The 25,419-nt window shown below is 43.4% G+C and carries 25 protein-coding genes; 4 read left to right on the top strand and 21 right to left on the bottom strand.

Annotated elements, in window-relative coordinates; translation table 11 throughout:
* Window positions 1-46: 46 nt before the first annotated feature.
* The 13 genes from MHB37_RS24370 to MHB37_RS24430 form a co-directional block, all read right to left on the bottom strand.
* Window positions 47-439, bottom strand: coding sequence for a septum formation initiator family protein (locus tag MHB37_RS24370; RefSeq protein ID WP_036683668.1), 393 nt, complete (start codon window positions 437-439; stop codon window positions 47-49).
* 23 nt (window positions 440-462) lie between these two features.
* Window positions 463-1,416: a 16S rRNA (cytosine(1402)-N(4))-methyltransferase RsmH gene (gene rsmH / locus MHB37_RS24375; RefSeq protein ID WP_036683671.1), complete on the bottom strand. Its 954-nt coding sequence runs from the start codon at window positions 1,414-1,416 to the stop codon at window positions 463-465.
* 36 nt (window positions 1,417-1,452) lie between these two features.
* Entirely contained in the window at window positions 1,453-1,890 is a 438-nt protein-coding gene (gene mraZ, locus MHB37_RS24380; RefSeq protein WP_036683674.1) for a division/cell wall cluster transcriptional repressor MraZ, read from the bottom strand.
* A gap of 263 nt (window positions 1,891-2,153) precedes the next feature.
* Window positions 2,154-3,425 (bottom strand): adenosylhomocysteinase, encoded by a 1,272-nt coding sequence (locus MHB37_RS24385; protein WP_170914265.1) that lies wholly within the window; start codon window positions 3,423-3,425, stop codon window positions 2,154-2,156.
* 100 nt (window positions 3,426-3,525) lie between these two features.
* Window positions 3,526-5,157 (bottom strand): bacillithiol biosynthesis cysteine-adding enzyme BshC, encoded by a 1,632-nt coding sequence (gene bshC, locus MHB37_RS24390; RefSeq protein WP_405168626.1) that lies wholly within the window; start codon window positions 5,155-5,157, stop codon window positions 3,526-3,528.
* Window positions 5,158-5,387: 230 nt separating this feature from the next.
* Window positions 5,388-6,308: an ABC transporter ATP-binding protein gene (locus MHB37_RS24395; RefSeq protein WP_036683682.1), complete on the bottom strand. Its 921-nt coding sequence runs from the start codon at window positions 6,306-6,308 to the stop codon at window positions 5,388-5,390.
* On the bottom strand, window positions 6,305-7,300 hold the full coding sequence (locus tag MHB37_RS24400) for an ABC transporter ATP-binding protein (RefSeq protein ID WP_036683686.1): 996 nt from the start codon (window positions 7,298-7,300) through the stop codon (window positions 6,305-6,307). The genes MHB37_RS24395 and MHB37_RS24400 overlap by 4 nt, the downstream gene beginning before the upstream one ends.
* An 11-nt stretch (window positions 7,301-7,311) precedes the next feature.
* A complete protein-coding gene (locus tag MHB37_RS24405; RefSeq protein WP_036683689.1) occupies window positions 7,312-8,247 on the bottom strand; it encodes an ABC transporter permease in 936 nt (311 codons plus the stop codon).
* Window positions 8,248-8,250: 3 nt separating this feature from the next.
* A complete protein-coding gene (locus tag MHB37_RS24410; protein ID WP_036683691.1) occupies window positions 8,251-9,183 on the bottom strand; it encodes an ABC transporter permease in 933 nt (310 codons plus the stop codon).
* Window positions 9,184-9,404: 221 nt separating this feature from the next.
* The gene (locus MHB37_RS24415; protein ID WP_076129042.1) at window positions 9,405-11,114 is read right to left on the bottom strand and encodes a peptide ABC transporter substrate-binding protein; all 1,710 of its coding nucleotides are present in this window, start codon (window positions 11,112-11,114) and stop codon (window positions 9,405-9,407) included.
* 150 nt (window positions 11,115-11,264) lie between these two features.
* Entirely contained in the window at window positions 11,265-11,651 is a 387-nt protein-coding gene (locus tag MHB37_RS24420; RefSeq protein WP_076129040.1) for a DUF3397 domain-containing protein, read from the bottom strand.
* Window positions 11,652-11,672: 21 nt separating this feature from the next.
* Window positions 11,673-12,635 (bottom strand): ketopantoate reductase family protein, encoded by a 963-nt coding sequence (locus tag MHB37_RS24425; protein ID WP_405168627.1) that lies wholly within the window; start codon window positions 12,633-12,635, stop codon window positions 11,673-11,675.
* A 107-nt stretch (window positions 12,636-12,742) separates the two neighbouring features.
* Window positions 12,743-13,393, bottom strand: a complete 651-nt coding sequence (locus MHB37_RS24430) for an RsfA family transcriptional regulator (protein ID WP_036683702.1) — start codon at window positions 13,391-13,393, stop codon at window positions 12,743-12,745.
* A gap of 345 nt (window positions 13,394-13,738) precedes the next feature.
* Between MHB37_RS24430 and MHB37_RS24435 the strand changes: the two genes are divergently transcribed.
* Both MHB37_RS24435 and MHB37_RS24440 read left to right on the top strand, forming a co-directional pair.
* Complete coding sequence (locus tag MHB37_RS24435) at window positions 13,739-13,975, top strand: DUF2626 family protein (protein ID WP_036683705.1); 237 nt, start codon at window positions 13,739-13,741, stop codon at window positions 13,973-13,975.
* Window positions 13,976-14,115: 140 nt separating this feature from the next.
* The gene (locus MHB37_RS24440) at window positions 14,116-15,243 is read left to right on the top strand and encodes a hypothetical protein (RefSeq protein ID WP_254857085.1); all 1,128 of its coding nucleotides are present in this window, start codon (window positions 14,116-14,118) and stop codon (window positions 15,241-15,243) included.
* Here the strand turns inward: MHB37_RS24440 and MHB37_RS24445 are convergent.
* Window positions 15,235-16,461: an extracellular solute-binding protein gene (locus tag MHB37_RS24445; protein WP_076185253.1), complete on the bottom strand. Its 1,227-nt coding sequence runs from the start codon at window positions 16,459-16,461 to the stop codon at window positions 15,235-15,237. The two genes, MHB37_RS24440 and MHB37_RS24445, sit on opposite strands and share 9 nt — an antisense overlap.
* Before the next feature lie 380 nt (window positions 16,462-16,841).
* Window positions 16,842-18,173 (bottom strand): PhoH family protein, encoded by a 1,332-nt coding sequence (locus MHB37_RS24450; RefSeq protein WP_036683710.1) that lies wholly within the window; start codon window positions 18,171-18,173, stop codon window positions 16,842-16,844.
* A gap of 107 nt (window positions 18,174-18,280) precedes the next feature.
* Here MHB37_RS24450 and MHB37_RS24455 point away from each other — a divergent pair, with 107 nt between their 5' ends.
* Entirely contained in the window at window positions 18,281-18,856 is a 576-nt protein-coding gene (locus MHB37_RS24455) for a YhcN/YlaJ family sporulation lipoprotein (protein WP_076129034.1), read from the top strand.
* Window positions 18,857-18,911: 55 nt separating this feature from the next.
* On the opposite strand, the gene MHB37_RS24460 is transcribed toward MHB37_RS24455, so the two are convergent.
* The 6 genes from MHB37_RS24460 to MHB37_RS24485 all read right to left on the bottom strand — a co-directional run bounded on the left by MHB37_RS24460 (window position 18,912) and on the right by MHB37_RS24485 (window position 24,510).
* On the bottom strand, window positions 18,912-19,364 hold the full coding sequence (locus MHB37_RS24460; RefSeq protein ID WP_076129033.1) for a pyridoxamine 5'-phosphate oxidase family protein: 453 nt from the start codon (window positions 19,362-19,364) through the stop codon (window positions 18,912-18,914).
* 101 nt (window positions 19,365-19,465) lie between these two features.
* Window positions 19,466-20,566 (bottom strand): LCP family protein, encoded by a 1,101-nt coding sequence (locus tag MHB37_RS24465; protein ID WP_076129031.1) that lies wholly within the window; start codon window positions 20,564-20,566, stop codon window positions 19,466-19,468.
* An 82-nt stretch (window positions 20,567-20,648) separates the two neighbouring features.
* The gene (locus tag MHB37_RS24470) at window positions 20,649-20,945 is read right to left on the bottom strand and encodes a YlaH-like family protein (RefSeq protein ID WP_076179286.1); all 297 of its coding nucleotides are present in this window, start codon (window positions 20,943-20,945) and stop codon (window positions 20,649-20,651) included.
* A gap of 129 nt (window positions 20,946-21,074) precedes the next feature.
* Window positions 21,075-22,916, bottom strand: coding sequence for a translational GTPase TypA (gene typA / locus MHB37_RS24475; RefSeq protein WP_076129029.1), 1,842 nt, complete (start codon window positions 22,914-22,916; stop codon window positions 21,075-21,077).
* 205 nt (window positions 22,917-23,121) lie between these two features.
* The gene (locus MHB37_RS24480; protein ID WP_076129027.1) at window positions 23,122-23,631 is read right to left on the bottom strand and encodes a hypothetical protein; all 510 of its coding nucleotides are present in this window, start codon (window positions 23,629-23,631) and stop codon (window positions 23,122-23,124) included.
* 219 nt (window positions 23,632-23,850) lie between these two features.
* A complete protein-coding gene (locus MHB37_RS24485) occupies window positions 23,851-24,510 on the bottom strand; it encodes a TerC family protein (protein WP_076136549.1) in 660 nt (219 codons plus the stop codon).
* Between the two features lie 171 nt (window positions 24,511-24,681).
* Between MHB37_RS24485 and MHB37_RS24490 the strand changes: the two genes are divergently transcribed.
* Window positions 24,682-25,374: a TerC family protein gene (locus MHB37_RS24490; protein WP_076141834.1), complete on the top strand. Its 693-nt coding sequence runs from the start codon at window positions 24,682-24,684 to the stop codon at window positions 25,372-25,374.
* The last annotated feature ends 45 nt before the right edge of the window (window positions 25,375-25,419 follow it).

The following is a 25,419-nucleotide window of genomic DNA, read 5'->3' on the forward strand; positions in this document are numbered from 1 at the left end:
AGCGAACCTCACAACTTTTTTTTATTGCGATCTTGCCAATCGCTCACTAATTATCACCTGGAGTCGTTGCTGAGCTTGCCGGAATATAGATTGTTGCATTCTCATCCGGGGACACATAACCAAGATCCCGTGCTTTTTGGGCGACTTTCTGCTCTAGATTCTGCTTTTCCATCTGATACGTAGAAATCTGCTTCTTGGCTGTTGCAATATCCTGATCTAATTTCTGAGCCTGCAAGTTCAAATCATAAATTTGGACGTAACGTGAAATCAGGGTGATCGCCACCAGAACGCATACTCCTAGCGTCAGCATATACAAAAGTTTCTCTTGCAGCGGAAGTACTCTTCGTCTGGTAACTACTTTTGTCTTCTCGCGGTAAAGGGGGTTTACCTCTTCTTTTCTTTTGGGCTGAACTGCTAAATTGCCGCGGGTATAGGCCATCTCTGACTCTCCTTTATCGTCAATTACAATTTTTCTGCAATGCGCAGCTTAGCTGAGCGGGCTCGGGTATTAAGCTCAAGCTCTTCTTCAGAAGGCACAAGCGGTTTACGATTGATTAACTTAAGCGTGCCTTTCGCGCCGCATACGCAAAATGGAAAGTCAGGCGGGCATGTACATCTGCTTAAATAGCTGCTAAAAATTTGCTTGCAAATTCGGTCTTCGAGCGAATGAAAGGTGATGACGGATACTCTGCCTCCTGGTGCAAGGCAACGTACTGCACTATGTAGCCCTTCTTCAAAAGCACCCAATTCGTCATTCACAGCAATCCTTAATCCTTGAAAGCTACGTTTAGCGGGATGCCCGCCTGTTCTTCGAGCAGCTGCCGGGATACCTTCCTTGATCAGTTCTGCTAATTCTCCTGTTGTCTCAATAGGAGCTTCTTCTCTTCTGTCTACAATTTTTCTAGCGATTCTCCGCGAGAATTTCTCTTCTCCATATTGGAAAAGAACACGGGCAATCTCCTGCTCGGACCATGTATTCACAATTTCAGCAGCCGTCAAAAGTGCTGACTGATCCATGCGCATGTCCAGCGGAGCATCATGATTGTAACTAAAGCCTCGTTCCCCTTCGTCAAACTGGGGAGAGGATACGCCAAGATCAAAGAGCACTCCATCTACTTGGGGAATACCATCTGTTTGTGGCACAAAGGGCACATCCTTAAGTACACTCTCCAGATCACGGAAGTTAGTCTTAATAGTCACAACCTTGTCTCCGTATTCCGCTAATCTTTCTTTGGCGTTCTCCAAAGCCCAATCATCTTGATCCAAACAGATTAAACGGCCTTCGCCGCTAAGTTTGGAAGCGATAAGTGAGCTGTGACCCGCTCCACCGAGAGTGCAATCTACATAGATTCCGTCTTTTTTGATGTGCAGCCCTTCTGTCGCTTCTTCCTTAAGCACCGTGATGTGGTGAAACAAGCTGCATCCCTCCAGGACAGTATTCGTTATTGTGTTTTATAGATCAAAATTGAAATCCACCAATTTCTCAGCGATTTCGTTGAACGATTCCTCGGACTGTTCGAAGTACTGTTCCCAAAGCTCTTTGTTCCAGATTTCCACCCGGTTCGAAACGCCCAGAATGACACAGTCTTTGTCCAGTTTGGCATACTGCCGTAAATTGGCCGGCAGATTTACCCTTCCCTGCTTATCCCAAACACATTCAGTTGCACCTGAGAAAAAAAAGCGGCTAAATGCGCGGGCATCTGATTTCATCAGCGAAAGGCTTTTAAGCTTTTGTTCCATGATTGCCCATTCTTCCATGGGATAAACAAACAGGCAGGAGTCTAGGCCGCGGGTCGTCACGAAGGAGGTTCCGAGCAATTCACGGAGTTTAGCCGGAATAATGATTCGGCCTTTGTCGTCAATGCTGTGTTGATACTCTCCCATGAACATCCTTTTTCCCACCCCTAATCCCCGAATCCCCACTTTACCCCACTTTTCACCACTTAAGCATAATAGATTCGCCATTAAAAATCAAAAACCTTTTTCTGGCCAAGGAAATTTTTCCTAAATCAGATAGCTCGTTTCCCGTAAAACATTTCTCCACAGAAAAAAGCCATACAATCGGAATCTTGTCCGTTGCATGGCTTTGTTAAAAAAGTTGCTTCAGTTCAAGGTACACTGGTTAATACACTTTATTGTTATGCGTTCAGTTATTAATCGTTCAAATTCCAGCTGTCCAAATAATCCACTTGTGCCGGAGTGAGGCTATCGATGTTAATGCCCAGACTTTCCAGCTTATAACGTGCTACTTGCTCATCCAGCTCATAAGGAACATTTTCAACTTTTACGCCAATGCTCTTATAATTATCATTTACATATTTCAGCGACAGTGCCTGGAGTGCAAAGGTTGTATCCATAATTTCAGCAGGGTGACCATCAGCAGCACCCAGATTTACAAGTCTGCCTTCAGCAAGCAGATATAATTTACGTCCGTCACGAAGCTGGTACTCTTCGATATTTTTGCGAACGGTACGTTGGGATACGGATCTTTCCGACAGCTCAGGCTTATTCACTTCAACGTCGAAATGGCCCGCGTTGCACATGATTGCTCCATCCTTCATCACATCATAATGTTCACCGCGAATTACATAACGGTTACCAGTTACTGTAACGAAGAAATCACCAACCTTAGCTGCTTCCAGCATTGGCATTACTTCAAAACCGTCCATATGTGCTTCAACGGCTTTAATCGCATCAACTTCTGTGACAACCACTTTTGCTCCAAGTCCTTTGGCGCGCATGGCAACACCTTTACCACACCAGCCGTAACCGACAACAACTACTGTTTTGCCCGCTACGATAAGGTTGGTTGTGCGAATAATTCCATCCCATGCCGATTGGCCAGTGCCATAACGGTTATCAAACAAATATTTGCAGTAGGCATCATTAACCGCGACCATTGGGAACTTCAATACGCCTTGCTTTTGCAGAGCTTTTAGACGAATAATCCCGGTAGTTGTTTCTTCAGCACCCCCGCGAATATTCTCCATCAGATCAGGACGCTCCGAATGCAGCAATGTAGCAAAATCCCCACCGTCATCAATAATCAAGTCCGGTTTGCTCTCCAGTGCTTTGATATTAAGGGCTTTAAATTCTTCAGGAGACGGATTGTATTTAGCAAATACTGTGATTCCATCCTCCACAAGCGCTGCACAAACATCATCCTGTGTAGAAAGTGGATTCGAACCTGTAATGGTTACATCTGCACCACCAGCTTTGACAACCTTCGCCAAATAAGCGGTTTTAGCTTCCAAATGCAATGTGATCGATACTTTCAGACCTTTAAATGGCTGTTCTGCTTCAAACTGCTCACGAATACGGTTCAGTACCGGCATATGCTGGCGAACCCAGTCGATTTTCAAATGCCCTTCCGGTGCGAGTGACATATCAGCCACGATACTATTTTGTTTAGATGAACTCATTATGAAACCTCCTAAAAGTTTTGTGGGAAATAACTCCAGTGATCTGCTTCGTACAAAACTCACTTCGTAAGCATAAGCTTAGTTTTATGAAGCGATACTTCCATTACATATAAATGATGCGATGTGTTCCACTGTAATCCGGTTCAACCGTCATTAACTCATCCAGCCAAGCAAGTCCGTACCGGTTCAAGTAATACATGATATTGTACACTCTTTCCTGCAGTTTACCCAGTGGCATTAACGACAGCTCGATTCGCTCCCATTGCCGGATTGCAGCTTCGTTCTGTTTTGCCATTGCATCTTGGGCTTTCGCCTGTAAAAAAGTAATTTGATCTAGAATCTTCTCTTTATTGTTATTCCCCAGCTTAAGCAGACCGGCCTGAACCGTTCCAAGCTGCTCAATAAGCGGTTCGTACATGGCGGCGAATGAGGTCTTGGTTTCTTCAAAACGACGTGCAATCCCCAGCTCATCCTGTGCGGCCAGCCATTCATGTCTTTTATGATCCAGTCCTTGTCTTACATCCTCAAAGCTAAGTTGATATTTATCCATATGCTTGTGCAGCGTACCTTCTACGACAGTAAAAGACATTCTAGGGATAATTAACGGCATTTCTCCCCCAATGGTCTCAAACGCACGACGCGGAATGGCCCAGTAAGCAATCTCACCTTGACCCAGCACCGTTGCCAGAACAGGCAACACATAATCCTGCATAAGTGGACGTGTCAGCACATTATTGCTAAAGCGTTCCGGATGTGCCTGCACCTCCTCAAGTAATTCATCACGGGAAAAGGATACCTGACCCTTGCGATCCGTAAAGATTCCGTCCTTCTTGTGAAGCAGAAGCCGTGTACCTTCATGAATATAAAAGAGGTTGGCATTGCCAGCTGTAACATCAGCCTGAAGCTCATATCCGGCGCCCACAATATCAGAAGCAGAATTCATATACGCTGTTTCCAGTGCATCATTCTGCATAATTAGCGAAGTGAAAAATGGCTGTTCTAACTTACGTAAGTTGGGATCAGCAGAATCAAGCAGAATTAGACCAAATTTACCAAATAATGAACCCATCAGCTTGGCAAATGCATCTGTCATACTATCTGCTCTAAAAGAAGAAGTGCGAATGAATTCCATAATCTGCGGCTTAAAGTCGCTTTCCTGAAGCAGACCGTCTAACTGTTCCACTACCTGCTGCCAGCTTTCCTCTTCTACACGAATATCACTTACTGAGGAGCGTTTCTCTTCTGACTTTTCTATCTTAATCTTAGTAATCTCCTGCGTACGATTCAGTACATACGTATGATTCACTTCATCCCAGTCATGATCTTCACCTGCAATCCAGAATAAAGGAACTACTGGTCGGCCGAGTTGTTCAGCTGCTTCTTTTGCCGCCATAATGGTAGTTGCAGCTTTATATACCACTAACAGGGGTCCAGTAAATAGTCCGCTTTGCTGCCCACCTGTCACCACTAATGTCCCCGGCTGCTCTAAGAGAGCCAGCGAAGCCATCACCGCATCATGCGAGTTATGCTTTTCATTATATTGACGTAGACACTCAGCAATCTGAGTCCGGTCGGCACGAAGGCTTTCTCTGCCGTCTAGCCACTCTGCCCTTCTACTTCTACTTTCTTTATTGCGGAAATCCCCACCGTACAAATGACTAACCTTTTCAAAATGATCTATATAGTCGCGCGAGAGTGCAGATCCACCCTTGAGCGGTTCCGTTACAATATTCATTTGCTAGTGCCTCCAGTTCTACTAAGCAGTTATATGTAAATCCAAGTTCGTAAAAACTCTCTATGATTGTATCCAAAGTCAGGAGCCGCGTCAAAGTAAAACATGTCTTGATATCAGCAACACAGGTACAGCCAACTGTTCAATTATACTATAAATTCATTAAATAATATCCTAAATACATACAAGAGGCGAGAGCATAATGCTCCCGCCTTTGAAAACCTAAGTATAAATTATGCGAATTTTTTGCTGACAAAGTGGCCTTTAGATACTTCTACTAATTCAAAGTCACTGTCATTGGTCTTATCGTTAGCAGAATAAATAGGGCTGCCAAGCTCATCATGCAAGTGAATACGTTTTTTGTTGACTTCAATTTCCGGATCCGGAACTGGAATAGCCGACAATAGGGATTTAGTATAAGGGTGGATAGGATTTGCATACAGCTCTTCACTTTCCGCCAACTCAACCATTTTACCCAAGTACATAACTGCTACGCGATCACTGATATGTTTAACCATGGACAGATCATGCGCGATGAAAAGATAAGTCAATCCAAGACGATCTTGCAATTCTTTAAGCAAGTTAACGACCTGAGCTTGAATGGATACGTCAAGTGCGGAAATCGGCTCATCACAAACGATGAACTTAGGATTAACCGCTAACGAACGGGCAATCCCGATACGTTGACGTTGTCCACCGGAGAATTCATGCGGATAACGGGTTGCATGGTCATGGTTAAGACCAACCATATCCAGCAGTTCTTCAATCCGTTTCTTACGTTCTGCACGGCTGCCAGCCATTCCGTGAATGTCCAGTGCCTCGCCGATGATATCAGAAACCGTAAACCGCGGGTTAAGCGATGCGTACGGATCTTGGAAAATCATTTGCATGTCACGGCGCATAGCCTTCATTTGATTTCCAGGCAATTTATAAATGTCTGTACCATTATATTTCACACTTCCAGCAGTAGGCTCATACAAGCGAAGAATCGTACGTCCAGCAGTAGTCTTACCACAACCGGACTCACCTACCATCCCAAGTGTCTCGCCCTCACGGATCGTGAAGTTAATATTATCTACAGCCTTAAGAACCTTACCTTTACCTACATTAAAATATTTCTTAAGACCTTCTACCTCTATTAGGTTCTTACTCAAGAGTACTGCACCTCCTTGGCCATCGAATGCAGATTCCAGCAACGCGCCATATGCGTTTCGCTGAATTCTGTGGCGCCGGGATCGATTTGTTCGCACACATGCATCGCTTCATTACAACGAGCAGTGAACGGACAGCCGATCGGCGGCTTGATCAGATCTGGCGGTGTGCCGATGATCGGAATAAGCGGCTCGCCTTTCTTTTGGTCCAGACGCGGCATTGAGCGCAGCAGACCTTTGGTGTATGGATGTTGTGGATTTTTAAAGATTTCCCATCTTGTTCCGGTCTCCACAACCTCACCTGCATACATTACAATCACCCGATCACACATGCCAGCAACTACGCCCAGATCATGTGTAATCAGAATAATGGAGGTACCTAGTTTTTGCTGCATCTCTCTCATAACTTCCATGATCTGCGCCTGAATGGTTACATCTAGAGCTGTTGTAGGCTCATCTGCTATCAGCAAAGCCGGACGGCAAGCTAACGCGATTGCGATCATTACACGCTGGCGCATACCGCCTGAGAATTCGTGGGGATATTGGTTAAAGCGAGCCTCCGCATTTTTGATGCCTACTAATTTCAACATCTCCATACCTTGCTTTTTCGCTTCGGCCGCTGACATTTTCTGATGTTTAATCAAAACTTCAGTGATCTGTTTGCCCACTTTGATGGTTGGGTTCAGAGAAGTCATCGGGTCTTGAAAAATCATGCCAATATCTTTACCGCGAATAGATTCCATTTCTTTCATGCTTTTGTCTAGCAGATTCTGTCCTTGAAAAATAATCTCTCCCTTTTTCACTTTAGAAGGTGGAGAAGGGATCAACCGCATAATCGATTGAGCAGTTACACTCTTACCGCTGCCGGACTCGCCGACGATGGCAACCGTTTCGCCTTTGCCAATTTCAAAATTCATACCACGGACAGCTTGTACTTCTCCGCCCTTAACAAAAAAGGAAATATGCAAATCTTTGACTTGTAAAATAGGTTCCATCCATATTCCTCCTATTTCTTCAGCTTAGGATCAAGCGCGTCACGAAGACCATCACCGAAAATGTTGAAAGAAAGCATTGTTAAGCTGATTAGGATCGCAGGGAACAAGAAGCGCCATGGATAGTACAACCAGCCGGTGAGTGAGTCATTGATCATCGATCCAAGTGAAGCAACAGGAGCTTGTACACCAAGACCCAAGAAGCTTAGGAAGGCCTCAGCAAAGATAGCATTTGGTACAGACAGTGTAATGGTTACGATAATCGGACCAACCGCATTCGGCAGAAGGTGCTTGAACAACAGTCTCGCAGAACCAGCACCCATGGAACGGGACGCCAATACGAATTCACGATTCTTGAGCTGCATAATTTCTCCACGCACAATCCACGACATCGTAATCCAGCCTGTAATGGTTAGAGCTAGGATGATTGTTCCAAGACTCGGCTCAAGAACGACCAAGAGCAAGATTACAACCAGCAAATAAGGAATAGAATACAAAATTTCAGAGAATTTATTCATAATATTATCTACACGGCCGCCGAAGAAGCCCATAATGCCTCCGTAGATAACACCGATGAACAAGTCGATGGCTGCCGCAGCAAGACCAACGATCAAGGAAATCCTTGCACCGTACCAAGTACGAACAAAGATATCACGACCAAGATCATCCGTTCCAAACCAGTGATCGGAGGAAGGGGGCTTATTGGTGCTCATCAAATCATTAGAATAATAGTTATATTTCGAGATAAAAGGTGCAAAAATCGCTGCAAGTACAATCAAACCCAGGATACCGAGCGCAGTCATCGCCATTTTATTTTGACGCAACCGTTGCCAAGAGTCTTTCCAAGCAGAGAGACTCTCACGCTGGATAACTTCGGCTTCTTTTTCATCTACACCGACTTTTTGAAAATCTTCCGGTTTTAGATTTAGCAAGTTATTTTCAGTAGCCACTATTTAGCCCTCCTTTCCTCCACTTAATTTCATACGTGGGTCAATTAATACATAAGCAATATCCGTAATAAAGCGGGCAACCATGAGTAATACACCATAGAAAATGGTTATCCCCATAATAACGGTATAGTCACGGACACCAATCGCTTCCACGAACTGTTTACCAATACCCCCAACACCAAAGATCTGCTCGATAACAACCGAACCAGTTACGATGTTAGCTGTCATTGGACCCATATAAGTAACAACAGGTAGAATTCCGTTACGAAGTACATGGCGGCTCAGAATAGCCATCCAGCTCAATCCCTTTGCTTTAGCCGTTTTGATATAATCCGCATTCAAAACTTCAAGCATACTTGAACGGGTCAAGCGGGCGATAAAGGCGATCGGCTGTGCCGAGAGCGCGGCCACGGGTAAGAAATAATAGATTGGCCCTTTAAAACCTGAAACCGGTACCCAACCCAGTTTGAAAGCAAATACATACTGCAGTAATGACGCGACTACAAAGCTCGGAACCGCAATCCCCAGAACTGCCAGCACCATAGCTGCGCTGTCAATAAACTTTCTGTGATAGAGTGCCGCCAACATGCCGAGAAATACTCCGACAATAACCGCCACAACGATTGCGACGAGTCCCAGCTTCAGCGACGCTGAAAAGGTTTGACTGATCAAATGTGATACATCTTGATTTAGGCGTTTCATTGAGACACCTAGGTCACCTTGGATAATATCACCTAAATACTTAAAATACTGATGAGAGAGCGGCTTGTCCAGACCATATTGTTCCATCAGACGTGCTTTAATTTCTGGCGGTACCTTCTTTTCAGAAGTAAACGGATCCCCCGGAATAGCTTTCATCAAGAAAAAGGTAGCTGAAATCAATACAAATAGAGAAACCAACATATAGAAAAACTTATTTGCGACATAACGAACCATCCCCATCACACCTCCTCCGACAATTTTTGATACACATAATAATGATTTTATGAAAAAAACGGATTTTTGTCTATTTTCTATATATGTTATTAATAACATTAATTAACAAATAGACAGGAATACAAAAAAAAGGGATATATATGGAATTCCACATATATATCCCGAAGTATTCTGCAACTTCAGTCAACTAACTATTCTGTTGTAATTACTAAAGCAATATCTTAGTGCTCAAGCAAGTATCCGCGAGTCAAGTCAATTGCACCACTAAAGTCAAGAGTAACACCTTTAAGGTACTCTTTAGTCAGGGAGTTGTTAGTGTAGTAGTACAAAGGAATCAGAACCATATCTTGCTCAATGAGCAATTTCTCAGCTGCAGCAAACTTTTCTTGACGTACTGCCAAGTCAGTGCTTGTTTTAGCTTCGCTGATCAATTTGTCATACTCAGGGTTAGCGTAACCAGTATCATTGTTACCGCCACCTGTTACCCACATATCAAGGAAAGTCATTGGATCATTGTAATCCGCAGTCCAACCAGCACGAGCAACTTGGTAGTTCAGGTTTTGACGGTTTTCAATAAATACAGCCCACTCTTGGTTAACGGTTTGTACGTCGATACCAAGATTGTTTTTCCACATATCAGCAATCGCCAAAGCGATTTTCTTGTGACCTTCACTTGTGTTGTAAGTCAGGGAGAATGTAGGCAGTTTATCCATACCTTCTTCTTTCAGACCTTCAGCAAGCAATGTTTTAGCTTGTTCTAGATCTTCAGTGAAGTAGCTATCTTTAACTGCTGTACGGTATTCACCATCAGCACCAGCGATACCCGGAGGTACATAACCGTATGCTGGGAATTGTCCACCTTGTACTACATTGTCAATCAAAGCTTGACGGTTAATGGACATTGCAAGAGCCTTACGGATTTTAGCGTTTGTGAAAGGTTTTTCAGTGATATTGAATTCGTAGTAGTATACGGAAGCAATACCTTTACGGCTGAATTCGTTAGGAAGTTCTTTTTGCACGATTGGAATTTGTTCTGATGGAATTTCACCAGTTGGTCCACCGGCACGATCGTATTCACCGTTCTTGTAGCTGAGCAGCTCAGTTGCACCGCTGTTTACAAGGGAGAAGTCGATTTTGTTAAGTTTAATGGAATCTTTATCCCAATATTTATCGTTTTTAGTTACAACAAGTGTTTGACCTGTAGTCCACTCAGTAAGAGTGAAAGCACCGTTAACGATCATAGTATCTTTGCTTGTTGCCCATTTAGGATTACTCTCAATGGATTTGTGTACAGGGTAATAAGTGTAGAAGGAAAGCAATCCAAGGAAGTAAGGAGTTGGGGCTTCAAGAGTAACTTCAAGAGTTTTCTCATCAACCGCTTTGACACCTACTTGACTGAAATCGGTAATTTCCTTGTTGTAGAACTTTTGAGCATTTTTGATGTAGTACAATTGATAAGCGTAAGGTGCAGCGGATGCAGCAGCAGGATCGAGCACGCGTTTCCAAGCGCGAACGAAGTCTTCTGTTGTTACAGGATCGCCATTACTCCATTGTGAATCACGGAGTTTGAAAGTATATACCAGACCGTCAGCGGAAACTTCCCAGCTTTCAGCAACACCTGGTTCAGCTTGACCAGATTCAGCATTCATGCGAGTCAGACCTTCGTACATTGTTGTCAGGACAGTGTGAGCTTGGCTATCTTGAGCCAATCCTGGGTCAAATGTTGGAGGCTCAGAACTAAGGTTAATTCTCAATGTTTGGTCAGCAGCCAATTTTTCTTCTGTAGCTGCATTACCAGTTGCCGTGTTACCAGTGTTAGCATTGTTACCTTTATTGCCGCTGTTTGCATTGTTTCCGCCGCAGCCAGCAAGCACTGTGCCGATAACAAGTACTAATGCAATCATTAGCAATAGACTTTTACTCTTCTTCATCTAGCAGTTCCCCCTAAATAGAATGTGGTATATGGTTTATGATTATACAACCAGTGGTCAAAAAAATCTAGTGCAATGTTTTCAGAAAATATTTTTTTTTTAAAACTTTAAACTTTTGTGACGTTGACGCTTCACCGAAGCAGTGGAACGTTACATCGCTTGTGATATGTAGGTAATTAGCCCAACAAACATAAATAATAAATATCCGAAGCTCATAAAAAAGAACGAAAGTCTCCAAACTGCCCGAAATAACCGCTTCCCATCTACCTTTCCTTTCATCCGATTTTGAGCTCCGCCAATCAGTCCAGCGGATATTAATACAATAATTAGTATAAGGTAAAACCCAAAACCGGAATTAAAGATGTTATTAAACAATGCGGAGACCGACAATAATAAAAAAAATGTGGTCACGTCCATAGCGAGCATAAAAGTTTTCTTTTTATCTTTTTTTAAGCCCTTTCCAATGAAAAAAACAATCAAAAACGGCACAATCGGAATAACGCTTAAAGTAATAACCGAATCCATCAGCAGTCCCATAGCTTCACCTCTCCCCAGAGATCATACCCCAATACCTTCTACTAATTGGCAGAGCCAGCGATTTAATGGTGCCGACACTCCAGATCGTTCTGCCATTTCTACAAGACTTCCATTGATCCAACGAATTTCTGTGGTTCTTGAAGCAAGTACATCTGCCAGCATAGATGAAATATTGCCAGACGTTAACCGGCACACCTGAAGGATGTTATCCCAAGCATCCTTATCATAAGTAATTTCACAGAAATCATACACCATTATTGCTTCTTCAAAAACTTCCTTCATTAATTGGAGGCGTTGCTCTGAAGACAACAGCTCCCCATTTGGAATACGCCAAATCGCCGTGAGTGGATTTATAACGGCATTGATCAAGAGCTTCCGGTAAATCATGGTATCCACTTCATTCGACAAAAAGGCTGCGAATCCTGCCATTATGAGAACTTCTATTAAATTATTCGCTTTTAAATCATTATGTATGCTATGAGCTTGTCCATCCCCTAAGCTCCATTTTCCTATCCACACCTCCCCTGCTCCTGCATGAATGACTTCAGTTAATGATTTGCGCTTCGCAGCCTCCGTAGTCACAGCTACATATAAATTGGCGTTTGGCAACATGCCTCCTAACATCTCCATATGTCCTGTACCATTCTGAAAACAAATCATATGTACTCGCTCTTCCTTAAGTAGGGATAGAAATTCAGGCAAATCATTATGTAGAGTATTCTGTTTAACCGTCACCACGATCCAATCACTCGGCTCTTCTAGATAAGCACCAGCGAACTCCCCTATTGGCGCGGATACAAACTGATCTTCCGAGATTGTTATCGGCTCGCGTTCATCCTCGTAGGTAACCGTTAAGCCATCACGCCCTAATCGTTGGCATTGTTCTATCCCTCGGCACCACAGCCTCACATCATTCCCGGCTTGGATCAGTCTCCCTGCCAGCAGCAGACCGAGTGAACCTGCACCAATTATATCAATTTTCATATAACCCTCCTGCTGATCTTAAGCACAATTTTTCTAAGTATACCAAAAACCCCGCAAGTGGTGCTTAAAAAGCAGACCACTTGCGGGATTGTTAGTTAACCTATCGTTTATTCAATGCGTTCTAAATTTCCGTTACCATCCATTTTGAAACGAGTCTTCATTTCTTCTTCTTCTTCATTTAAGAAAGCAAGCCTGCGAGCACGATCCATAATCTGAATTAAAGCTTTGTAATCATCGTTGACTACCCGGTAGTCGCTTTGAGCAAGATTAACCTCTTTAGACAACCGTTCATTCTCAGATCGTAATTCTGTTAATTCATCTTCCTTCTCGCGCAGGTCTCTTTCCAGCATTTTCAGCTGACGTCCTGCTTCCTGGATCGTACCCTTCCATTGTCTTAAGAAACGAATGACCGCATCAATGGATAATGTGTTTTCACTTAATCCCTCACCGCGCCCAAATTCCTCATCGACATCACCCAGAATGAGACCAGCTACTTGCGCTCCTCTTACTGACGGCTGCTTTTTCAGGTAGCTACGCTTTTGACGTTGCCCTTTAGCAATACCGATTGCACCTTCATAACTTTTCCGAACACAACTGTTCCAGCGGAATCCGCAAGCGGCCGAAGTTCTGCCGATTTTTTCACCCACCTCTTCAAAAGCGGCAAGCTGTGTGCTGCCCTCCCGAATGTGTCGCAAAGTTACTTCTGCCAATATTAGATCATCTTCTGCACTCCAAGCGTCCTGTCTAACGGCTGTCATAAAGCCAAACCTCCTAACAACGTCATGAAATAACCATCTCCATAACCGGCAGTTCTGCCGGGTAGTGAATAGGGATAAAAGCTGCTTACTCCATTTCTATGCTTCTCATAGAGTTCATAGAATCTATTTGATACTAATTTGTATTTCCATTATCTGCGTACATCATACGCATAAAACTATAAATTCTCTTTTTTAAAGCACTAATCACTCAGGTCAATTATAAAAATCACATTTTTTGAAGATTAGTGCATTTTTTTCAATGAATTCGTTTACACATAATTATGTTGAGGGTATAATAAATCGAAGGAATATTCGTGAGATACATACTGGAAGGGGGACTCTCTCTTGGACCGCATGTTTCGGGTATTAGGTTTTTTCACATTAGCTATTGGATTGATGGCTTTCGCCGGAGGTCTAACAGAAATGGCCTTGCTTTTCTTTTTACAAACTGCATTTTTCGTAATACTTGGCTATATGAAATTTACTGAAAAAACTTATGTTCTTCTCTTCTGGGCATACATGATTCTGACTTTCACCGGATTTAGTTATTGGACGATCTTTCAAATGGGTCTTCCACTATAAATTGCAGTACTCTTTTGGAGCGGATGAGGTCCTTATCTTATAAGGATCACTTCCGTTTTTTTGTTTGTATGCTATTTTAGAAGGGTTAAACATATTATTAGTACATACATATATCATTTCAAAAAAAAGGTGGTGGTGTGGTGCGCTCCCGCAATTTACAAAGCCGCATGATTGCAACCATACTAATTCTCTTCTGCTGTACTTTGTTTCCGTTACAACCTGTGAAGTACTTGTCTGCCGACCCTAGCGGTGATTTTTTCAACTCTGCTATACCAGATAATGAAGAAACCCGTAAACTACTTGAACAGACCTTGTCTTCTGCAGAAATTGAACGTGAAATCATCAAGATTACAGCCGAACAAAAAGCGCTTGAACAAAAGGTAGAAAGCCTGAACAGACAAGCTACCCAGAAAAAAACAGCCATTGCGGACCAACAGGAACGGGCAGGTGCAGTTGTGCGTTCTTATTATATGGGGGATAGAGATAATCTTCTGGCCGCGTTTTTTTCAGCAAAAAGTATCAGCAGATTCCTGGCTCTGTTCGATTATTATGAGATTATTATTGGAAATGACCGCGATATTCTCTCACAATATGAAGAACAATATAAGGATTTGAAGGATACCCTTCAGACTGCGAAGCGAAACTCGGAAGAGCTCGCCCGATTGCGTACGGCTCTGGAGGAACAGCAAGTTCGGGTAAACGCGCTCAACAAGGATATTGAGGGTGGGATTAAAAATAGCAGCGATCCTGAAAATATGAGTACTCTACTTAAAGAATTCACATTATATTGGGAGAATATCGGCCTGCACGAGGTAAAAACTTATTTCAAGGCGTTATCCTCCGCAATGAATAAACTACCACAGTTTGTTCAGAATCGAGAGGGTGTACTGACTCGAAAAGGAATGACTTATGAGCTAAACCTGAAGGAAGAGGATCTGAATGAATTTTTGCAATCGCAGAATTCGCTGTTTAAAGACTTCGCCTTTCATTTCAATGACGGATCGATTACTGCCACTGGAAAAAGCGGAGCGCTAGCCCTTTCACTGACCGGTCACTATACCATTCAGGAAGAACCGATCAACGGCCTTATATTCCAAGTCGATCATATTGTATTTAACGGTCTTGAATTGCCTGACACAACAAGAAAAACGTTGGAAGAAGAATTTGACTTAGGCTTTTATCCAGGCAAAATAGTATCTTTCCTTCGTGCCACGGCAGTAGATAGCCAAGAGGGCGTCTTGCATGTTAAGCTTTCCATTTCATTTTAGGCCTTCTTTTAGAAATTCTTTGTAGCCTTCCGCATCTATCTGCCCCGTTAATAGTAACGATACAGCTTCAACAACCTTACTCCAGCCGCCCTGTGACTCATCCTCCGGGGCGGTTTCTTCTGTCAGCAATAGCTCAACATCGAAAGGAAGCTTGTATTTAAAAGCATGCTCCGAACGATAAAGAACATCAAGCGCCGGCAAGCTACCCGTATTCTCCAACCAATCCAGCTGAGCATCCTCTGAGGTGATAAAGGTCAGCCAATTCACAGCTTCCTTTGGACTTTGAGATTGAGCTGGAAGGGCAAAAGATCGACTGTAACAGGATTCAAACCCACCCCCATTATTAGCAGTCAGGGCCGGTACAGCAGCAAGGGATGAATTTCCATGCTTCTGCCACTCGGATAACGGTAATGAAGCAACGGCGACACTACCTCCTTGGAGCATATCCCAGACATCTTTATTGTAGCGGCTGGTGAGATAAAAATAACTGCGGGCATTCTGAATCCAATTCAACACCTCTTGGTTATCTGCTAACAAGCTGCTATTCATGCTCTCCATTACCGCTGACAATCCATAAGGATTGCGGGTATCCATCGCAAGTAAATATTTCCCTTGCTCTTTTAGCACATTCTGAAGCAGGATATTCCACTCTTCGAGGCTTTTGGGTAATGCATTAAAACCCAGCTCCGCCAGCCGTTGTGGGGAATAAACAAGCACGTAAGGATCTATATCTAACGGGACTCCCCAATTATATCCATTCCACTGCATCCAGGGGATCAACTGTGTTAACGGTGCACTCCCCGGAACGCTCTGATACACATCCATCGGCAATAAATATCCACGTGTGGCCCAGTCCAGAATGCTTCGTCCATCTGCCATGACTATATCCGGGCTGTCCCCGATCGTTAAATCATGCTTCAATACCTCATCGGCATCCTCCATATCCACATTGCTTAAAATAACCTTTACTCCACTTTCTAAGGTATAACGGTTGCTAAGGAGCTCCAGTTCACTAAATTCTTCGCTATTTAACGATACTCTTATGTGTAAGCTATCTATAGTTCCCTCATCTCCGGAAGAGGGATGGGTCGACTGACTTTGTGGTCTTTTCATAGGACGTGGATCGTTACTGGTACTCAATTCCATACTGGGCGACAGGCTTGTCAGCGATAGTAGTAAAATTGCAAAAAGCAGCCAATAATTTTTGCGTTTCAGCACGATTTCCCACCTTCCCTTTTGATTGGTCTCCCCTATTTTACCAAACCCTCCGGTGCTTGTCTTTAGTTTGTGAAACCGTTCTCTTTCTATTATATGGGTGATACGCCAGAGGCATTAAAAATAGGAAGGTGATCTGACCGCCATTACAAGAAAGCTTTGGACTTCCGATCGCTGTTATCCTCAGATTTCCTGATCTAATTACCGCATCATGCGGTTAAAATCCGAGGATAAAGGCGAACGCTTCGCTTCTACAGTTCCAGACTTTCTTTCCATGGCTCTAATCACCACAACCAACTTTAAATTCCTCTGCCGTTTCCGGGCGGGCAGGAAAAAGCCGGGAGTGTTTGCTTCTCCCGGCTGAAAATAGGATTGATGAACCGTTAGAGTAGATCCGCGGCCAATTGCGCCAAGCGGGAACGCTCACCTTTTTCCAAAGTAATATGTCCGCTAATCCCTTGCTGTTTAAACTTCTCGACGATATAGCTCAGTCCGTTGCTCGCAGCATCCAGATATGGATGATCGATTTGCTCCGGATCGCCCATTAGAATGACTTTACTTCCTTCTCCCGCTCTGGAGACAATGGTCTTCACCTCATGACGGGAAAGGTTCTGCGCCTCATCAATAATAATGAACTGTGATGGGATTGAACGGCCGCGAATATAGGTTAAGGCTTCTACCTGTATACTTCCTAACCCCATTAAGATTTTATCGATATCGCCAGCTTTTTTGGTATCGAACAGGAATTCCAGATTATCATAAATAGGCTGCATCCAGGGTCTAAGCTTCTCATCCTTCTCACCGGGCAAGTAACCAATGTCCTTACCCATAGGAACAACCGGACGGGCGATAAGCAATTTTTTGTATTTATGTTCATCCTCCACTTTGAATAGTCCGGCTGCAAGCGCCAATAACGTCTTCCCTGTCCCAGCCTTACCCGTGATCGTTACGAGTGGGATTTCATCATTTAGCAGCAGCTCCAGTGCCATTCGTTGTTGAGCATTACGGGCGCTAATCCCCCAAACCGAATCATTGCCCAGATAGAGTGGCTCCAGACGTGTGGCATCACTATTCACTTTGAGAAGAGCTGATTTGCCAGTGCCAATCTCATCCTTGAGAATCACAAATTCATGAGGGTACAACGGATACGACAACGCAAGCTGTTTTACCGTCAGAGAGCGGTGACTGTAATATTCATCAATCAATGCGGGATGAACCTGCAGAGATTGGTAACCAGTGTATAGTTCATTTAAGTCTCCAGTACGATCTGACAAATAATCCTCTGGCGTAATTCCCAGTACATCCGCTTTAATACGAACCAGTACATCCTTGCTCACAAGCACAACGGGACGCGGATCGGGCTTCTCATTCTCTTCATTTAAATAATTGAGAGCAACAGCCAAAATCCGATTGTCGTTAGACACCTCACCAAACATTTCCTGTACCTTCACAAAACTGCGATGGTTAAGTTCTACCTTCAGCTTGCCTCCATGCTCCAGTTCCACACCACTATGCAAATGACCTAGTTCCCGGAGTCCATCAAGCAATCGGGATACCGTACGGGCATTCCGACCGATTTCGTCAGCATTGCGCTTCTTGGAGTCGATTTCTTCCAGCACAACAGCCGGAATAACCACCTCATGCTCCTTGAAAGAGAAAATTGAATTGGGGTCGTGCAAAAGCACGTTGGTATCTAGCACAAATATCTTGTTCATATTATCCCCTCCACAGCGCCTGGTTTGATTGATCATACATAACTCTTTCCGCCAAGGGAAAAGATATGGTACAGAAACGATTCTTTGGCTGAAAGGAGTAATCACATATGAGAAAATCAATATGTCTGTTGCTGGTACTGCTGCTACTGACAAGCTGCGGTATCGCTAATAAAAAGACATCACCCTCTCCTCAGAATAAACAATCTGCGAATGCTGTAAAGGGTACGGGGAACCATGAGGTTCGGCAATTGTCCAATGATGGTGCGACTAATCCTAAAGCCACCTCAAAAGCTGGTCAAGCCGTCAATGTTAATGGAGAAAGTGAAATTGCACTTAAGGATCATTTTGAACAGTTGGCCAAAAGAGTTCCCGGTGTAAATGGCGCACACTGTGTAGTCATGAACAAAGTTGCCATAGTTGGTCTTGATGTAGAAGGTTCTCTGGGCCGTTCACGTGTAGGAAGCATCAAATATTCTGTAGCAGAAGCCATCCGCAAAGACCCAAGAAGTGTACGGGCGCTTGTCACTGCGGATATGGATCTCTCCAGCAGATTAGCGGAAATGAGCCGCCATATCTCCAAGGGACATCCGATATCCGGATTCTCATCCGAGCTGGCCGATATTATCGGACGAATCATGCCACAGCTGCCAGAGGATACCAAGCCGCAAAAAAATGCACAGTAGAGATTAAGAACAAAAGATGTTCTTTGAGTTCAAAAAAAGCCCAGTGATATTTTCACTAGGCTTTTTTCATGGCAGCAAATACTTGTCCGTCCAACTTCTCAGCGGCACGTCCATCATAAACTTTCGCATATCTTGGGGCGGAGTCCAGCTGCGCGCCGTAAAAAAGCGCGTTGCGGACCGCTTGAATTTCAACATCAAAACAGCACATCTTAAAAGGAACATCTTCTAGCGGGTCCTGCCTTACAGCAGCACTACCGTTAATGGCATAGACAGTTCCTTCACCAAACACAGTTATAGTTATTAATGGATTAACCTTCATATTATTCACAAGTCTTGAACGATGATCAATAGCCAAACGCACAGTACTAGGACTAACAGCATAAAGCCACGAAATAGCTGTGGATGTAGGACCGCCTGTCTCCGCATCAACTGTGTTTAGAAGAACAAAGGTTTCCGATTGCAGCATCGATAGCAAAGTTTCATTCAGCTGAGCAACGGCTTCGGACATAAGTACTGGCCCCCTATGCGACGTTAATTCATTCGATTTATTATATTATAGCACAGGCTGAAACTTGCATTCAATTTTAGCTATGGAAGATATTAAGGTCCTTAAGGCGTCTCAGCAGCTGTCGAATCAGCTCCCGTGGAAATTCCTGCAATCCGATCCTGCAAGCTTTTCTTAGCGGCCTCAAACTCCTCATCATTAATATATACATATGGACTTCGCCACGTTCCAGTAACCGGCTTGAATTCGATATTCTCTTTGGAAATCTTCCAATACGTCGCAATCATATCTTTGATTTGCGAATTTTCGATATCTGTCTTCATGTTACTGTCCACTGCATCAAGCACCTTGCCGATTTTTAATACGCCACCAAGCGATTGCATCTGATCCACCAGACTGTTCAGAACTTCGTTCTGGCGTTTGTTGCGATCAAAATCATCTGATGCGTTGGTCTTAGGCTTGCAATTGGATTTACGATACCTCACATAGTCCAGTGCATTTTTTCCATCCAGCTCTGCCGGACCCTTTTTCAGATTGATATTCGTGCCATCCACAGTGTCTGTATAACACATATTTTCACTAATATTTACTTCGACTCCCCCAAGCTCGTCCACTACATCACGGAAGCCCTGAAAATCAAGAATCGTTGTATAATCTACATCAATATCCAAATACTTACCCATCATCGTCTTCATCTCATCTTCAGCCAGTAGACCAGAGGATTTCTCCTTACCCTTGAAGCGAGCATAAAATTCATTAATTTTCGTTTTCTTATAGCCGCTTAGCTCCACATAGGTATCACGAGGAAGTGAAACAATAGTCGCTGATTTAGTCTTAGGATTAAGTGCTGCAACCATGATCACGTCAGTCAAATAAGACTCGTGTTTAGGTCTGTTATCCGTTCCCAGTATAAGCATTGTCAGTGGTTTTTCTGAAGCGGAATGCCCTGGAGCAACCGTACCCTCAACCCCTGCATTAAATACGCCATGCTCAAGCTTCCAATACAGATAACCGCCATAACCCAGCACGCCGAGGATCGCAATAATTAGCAAAGTTAACAATACTCTAACTAATCTGCCAAAAAAACCTCTCTTTTTCACTTTCTTTTTCGTTTTTTTCTTAGAAGCACCCTTCACAGGCTGTTTTCTATTAGTAGGTTGTTGCCCGTTTGCTCTTGGAGGTAAACCGCTGTTTCTTGTACTCATAATAGAATAAAGTCCTTTTCATTTCATTTAGAATTAGAATTGCTACATTAATTAGACGATCCTTAAGGTACAAAAGTTGCGATTACGATCTCTTCGCTGCTGCCGCAGCCTTTCTCTTCTGTCGAGCTTCTACTATATAACGTATCCGTACCATCAGCATTAATCCGACAGCAACCAACAGACATTGGATAATCGGAAGCTTATCATGTTGGAAAATGAGGAGCATGCCAGAGCCAACCGCCATCATTATGTAGAGCATGATTTCCTTGCCAATCGATAACTTTTGATTCACACGAAAGACTTGATTATAAACAAAAGTAAGCAATATAAAGATAACAATATAAGCGACGATTGGATGCTCAGCGAACCACACCTGCATAGATAACCGCACTCCTCCCAAATTTAAGATACGTTTACATTATATCATCAGTAGGGGAATTTTTTGTTTCTTATATTAAAAAAAGCCGCCGGATGCAATAATCCGGCGGTCTTATTCATAAGCATGTGTTTACGCGTTGGCTTGTGCTGTTTTACGTTGTTTCTCTACACGTTCGCGTTCGCCTTTGTTCAGAATCTTTTTACGCAAACGAATGGATTTAGGTGTAATTTCACAATATTCATCATCGTTCAAATATTCAAGTGCGCCTTCCAAAGAGAAGGTGCGTGGTGTCTTCATTTTTACAGTATCATCTTTGCCTGAGGTACGCATGTTGGTAAGTGCTTTTTCCTTACAGATGTTAACGATAATATCGTTATCACGGGTATGCTCGCCTACGATCATACCTTCATAAATTTCTGTACCTGCATCCAAGAAGAGAATACCACGATCCTCAACACCCACGATTCCGTATTGAGTTGTTGATCCAGTCTCACTTGCTACAAGCACACCTTGATGACGTCCGCCAACTTGACCAGCAACCAGTGGAGCGTAGCTGTCAAAAGCATGGTTCATAACGCCGTAACCGCGTGTCAAAGTCAAGAAGTAAGTGTTGTAACCAATCAATCCACGTGCAGGAATCAGGAACTCCAGACGTACTTGACCCGTACCGTTGTTAATCATATTGACCATTTCGGCTTTACGAGTACCCAGACTCTCCATAACAGAGCCCATGCTCTCTTCTGGAATATCAATCATTAGACGCTCAAGCGGCTCCATTTTGACACCGTCGATTTCTTTAATGATTACTTGTGGTTTAGAAACTTGCATTTCATAACCTTCACGACGCATATTCTCGATCAGAATTCCAAGGTGAAGCTCACCGCGTCCAGAAACGATAAATGCATCAGGACTATCAGTTTCTTCCACACGCAAACTCACGTCTGTTTCAAGTTCTTTAAATAGACGCTCACGTAGTTTACGGGAAGTTACCCATTTACCTTCTTTACCAGCAAAAGGACTGTTATTCACTAGGAATGTCATTTGCATGGTTGGCTCGTCAATCTTCAGAACCGGAAGTGCTTCAGGGTTTGCAGGATCAGCAATGGTCTCACCAATGTTGATGTCCTTGATCCCTGCAATAGCAACGATATCCCCTGCGCCCGCTTGCTCTGTTTCAATACGTTTCAAACCTTGGAAGCCGAACAATTTCTCGATACGTGCAGTTTTGCTCTTACCATCACGCATAATAACTGTTACAGATTGACCTTGTTTGATCACACCGCGGTTAACACGTCCAATTGCAATACGACCCAAGTATTCGTTATAATCCATCAACGTTACGAGGAATTGAAGCGGTTCTTCAACACTTTCGGTTGGAGCTGGAATATGTTCAACAATGGTTTCGTAGAGCGAAAGCATCGTTTCATCTTGTTTCTCAGGAACCATGCTTGATGTACCATTAAGAGCAGATGCATAAACAACAGGGAATTCCAATTGTTCGTCATTTGCTTCAAGTTCGATGAACAAATCGAGCACTTCATCAATAACTTCCTTAGGACGAGCAGCTGGACGGTCAATCTTGTTCACGACAACGATCGGTGTAAGTTTTTGTTCCAATGCTTTACGCAGAACGAATTTCGTTTGCGGCATGCAGCCTTCATAAGCATCAACAACCAGCAATACACCGTCAACCATTTTCATGATCCGTTCTACTTCGCCACCAAAGTCAGCATGTCCAGGTGTATCCACAATGTTGATCAAAAACTCTTTATAAGTAATTGCTGTATTTTTAGCTAGGATTGTAATTCCACGTTCCCGTTCGATATCATTAGAGTCCATAGCACGTTCTTGCAAGTGCTCATGGGCGCTGAAGATCCCCGATTGTTGAAGGAGCTGATCGACGAGTGTTGTTTTGCCATGGTCAACGTGGGCAATGATCGCAATGTTGCGAATATCTTTTCTTGAATGCATGATTTGTATCCAAATCCTCTCATTTATCAAATTAAAACTGTTAAAATTCATAGCATGTCACGGCAGTCTCACAAAAGAAGCGCCAGGCAGAAAGCCGACGCTTCAACATAACATTAATATTATAGTGAAAGTACCATGAAAAGCAAGTCTTTTTATGAAAAAACAGTTACCAATTTCCGTTTTTTTTCACAAGATCCTACAGCAATTAGCTTCGATACCATCTATTCCGGCCACGTGCTCTGCCTCGACCGGTAATCAGCCAAATTCCTACAGCTATTAATACAATCCCGATCAGGTATATCGCGCCGGTGCCCATAAGGCTGAAAATACAAAGCGCAAGGCTTAGTAAGCCTAATGTTACAGCAATTGCTGACAGACCACCCGTCCGTCTTGGTTCATAGATAGAGTATTCATACAAGCCCACGGCAAGACCAAGCAACAGCACAGGCCATAAGTTTCTCATAAGCCCCCATCCCCAAATATTGCAGAGGCCAAACAACAAACCATACACCGTTAATATCCCGGCAGGAACCAATACCGAGGCCGAAGCACGACGGCTGAAAAATAACATGTGTAGTACTATTCCTGGAATTAAAATCACTAGAGGCCAAAGCGCGCGCCCCAAAAATCCGAAGACGCCCAGCTTACCTAATAAAATCACGATGCCAGCAGCAACAATAAAAATTCCTAGCTGTATATCTTTCTTTGAAGACATCCTTCACCCATCCCTTCAATTTCACGTCTACCTCATTTCCTCGTCACCTTATAGCCTGAAAGCGACAGGATTCTTACTCATATATTATCCCAAACATACACAAAATGCCATCACTCCCTGTGATTAATCAGTGTCTATAAGCGCTTCTGATCACGCAAAAAAACGGACAATTCCAATTTATGGAGATGTCCGTTTAGTATTGCCTTTTATTGCAATTTATTAACCTGCAGATGTTTTTCTGCGTTTTATTGCTCCCGTAACGACAACTAATATTCCTAAGGCAATGGGCAAATAGGAATGTGAGGAAGGGAACAAAAAGGAGAGCATCGTCCCTAATTTTGCATCCTGAAGCAACATATCCCCTGCTGTAAACGCCAATATATAAGCACCGATAAATACGAGCACTGGAAACCGGTGCAGCCAGCCTACAATAATGCCGCTTCCCCACACTACTATCGGAATGCTAAGGGCAATCCCGATGACAATTAAAGCCAAATCTCCTTTAGCTACTCCTGCAATGGCTAGTACATTATCCAGGCTCATAATGAAGTCTGCTACAAGAATCGTTCGGATTGCTTTCCAGACTGAGGATGATTCCCTTACTCTGAGATCCTCCTCTTCCTCCAAAAGCAGCTTGAACGCTATCCATAGCAGCAGCATTCCCCCTCCAGCCTGAATATAAGGGATTTTTAATAGCAATACCGCAACAAAAGTAAGCAAACACCGCAGAACAACTGCGCCTGCTGAGCCCCACCATACTGCAGTCTTTCGGTGCTTCGCCGAAAGATCCTTGCTGGCCATTGCGATAACCATTGCATTATCTCCGCTCAGCACCAGATTAATCATCAATATTTCACCAAGGAGCAATAATGAATCCATTCGCACTTACCTCCCCGAGTCACATGTAACTACTTGTATGTTCGGAAATGACAAGCTATGCTTCCTGTCCAACTTTTTTTGAGCGTGAACGCATGTTGGCTCCTTTTTTTGCGTATACAAAACTAAGCATATTTTGAAGCTCAATCTAACAAACTTGGGAGTGACTTCGCTTTGAATACATCCATCTGGGAGTTTATATTATCGCTGCTCAACATTATTTTTCTAGATCTTATTTTGGCGGGAGATAATGCCATTGTGATCGGTCTTGCGGCGCGTAATTTACCGTCAGACACGCAAAAGAAGGCTATCGTATTTGGAACAGCAGGTGCTGTAGTGTTGCGGATCTTCGCAACGATTCTGGTCGTATGGCTGTTGAAAATCCCCTGGTTACTGCTTGCCGGAGGGATTTTACTCATTCTGATTGCCTATAAGCTGTTAACCAGTGAGAACACTTCAACAGATATCAAGGCAGGTCAAAGCTTGTGGTCCGCTGTAGGTACAATCATTTTAGCTGATGCTGCCATGGGCCTTGATAATGTGATCGCCATTGCCGGAGCTGCCAAGCATAATATCTCACTGGTTATCATAGGACTGCTGATCAGTGTTCCCATCGTTGTGTGGGGAAGTACCCTTTTTATTAAATTAATCAACAAATATCCATGGATCATTTATATTGGTTCTGCTGTCTTAGGTTTTACTGCTTCAAGTATGATTACGGATGAACATCAGCTTGCGCCATTTTTTAATCATCATCCGCTGCTCAAATATCTGTTTATAATCGTGATCATTATAGGTATCTTGGCAGCGGGACATTGGAAACGCCAATCAAAACCAGAAGAGCCTCAGGAGGGCACAATCGTCTAAACCACAAAAAAACTGCCTCAGAACGTAGATTTCACTACGCTTCAA

The organism is Paenibacillus sp. FSL H3-0286 (assembly GCF_045040705.1).
GTDB lineage: Bacteria > Bacillota > Bacilli > Paenibacillales > Paenibacillaceae > Paenibacillus_AQ > Paenibacillus_AQ odorifer.

Coding starts and splice junctions, on each gene's coding strand:
- MHB37_RS24370 (WP_036683668.1), bottom strand. CDS start 439: ATGGCCTATACCCGCGGCAATTTAGCAGTTCAGCCCAAAAGAAAAGAA.
- mraZ (WP_036683674.1), bottom strand. CDS start 1,890: ATGTTCATGGGAGAGTATCAACACAGCATTGACGACAAAGGCCGAATC.
- bshC (WP_405168626.1), bottom strand. CDS start 5,157: ATGAATATTGTAACGGAACCGCTCAAGGGTGGATCTGCACTCTCGCGC.
- MHB37_RS24400 (WP_036683686.1), bottom strand. CDS start 7,300: ATGGAACCTATTTTACAAGTCAAAGATTTGCATATTTCCTTTTTTGTT.
- MHB37_RS24410 (WP_036683691.1), bottom strand. CDS start 9,183: ATGGTTCGTTATGTCGCAAATAAGTTTTTCTATATGTTGGTTTCTCTA.
- MHB37_RS24415 (WP_076129042.1), bottom strand. CDS start 11,114: ATGAAGAAGAGTAAAAGTCTATTGCTAATGATTGCATTAGTACTTGTT.
- MHB37_RS24420 (WP_076129040.1), bottom strand. CDS start 11,651: ATGGGACTGCTGATGGATTCGGTTATTACTTTAAGCGTTATTCCGATT.
- MHB37_RS24425 (WP_405168627.1), bottom strand. CDS start 12,635: ATGAAAATTGATATAATTGGTGCAGGTTCACTCGGTCTGCTGCTGGCA.
- MHB37_RS24430 (WP_036683702.1), bottom strand. CDS start 13,393: ATGACAGCCGTTAGACAGGACGCTTGGAGTGCAGAAGATGATCTAATA.
- MHB37_RS24450 (WP_036683710.1), bottom strand. CDS start 18,173: ATGAACAAGATATTTGTGCTAGATACCAACGTGCTTTTGCACGACCCC.
- MHB37_RS24455 (WP_076129034.1), top strand. CDS start 18,281: ATGAGAAAATCAATATGTCTGTTGCTGGTACTGCTGCTACTGACAAGC.
- MHB37_RS24460 (WP_076129033.1), bottom strand. CDS start 19,364: ATGTCCGAAGCCGTTGCTCAGCTGAATGAAACTTTGCTATCGATGCTG.
- MHB37_RS24465 (WP_076129031.1), bottom strand. CDS start 20,566: ATGAGTACAAGAAACAGCGGTTTACCTCCAAGAGCAAACGGGCAACAA.
- MHB37_RS24470 (WP_076179286.1), bottom strand. CDS start 20,945: ATGCAGGTGTGGTTCGCTGAGCATCCAATCGTCGCTTATATTGTTATC.
- typA (WP_076129029.1), bottom strand. CDS start 22,916: ATGCATTCAAGAAAAGATATTCGCAACATTGCGATCATTGCCCACGTT.
- MHB37_RS24480 (WP_076129027.1), bottom strand. CDS start 23,631: ATGTCTTCAAAGAAAGATATACAGCTAGGAATTTTTATTGTTGCTGCT.
- MHB37_RS24485 (WP_076136549.1), bottom strand. CDS start 24,510: ATGGATTCATTATTGCTCCTTGGTGAAATATTGATGATTAATCTGGTG.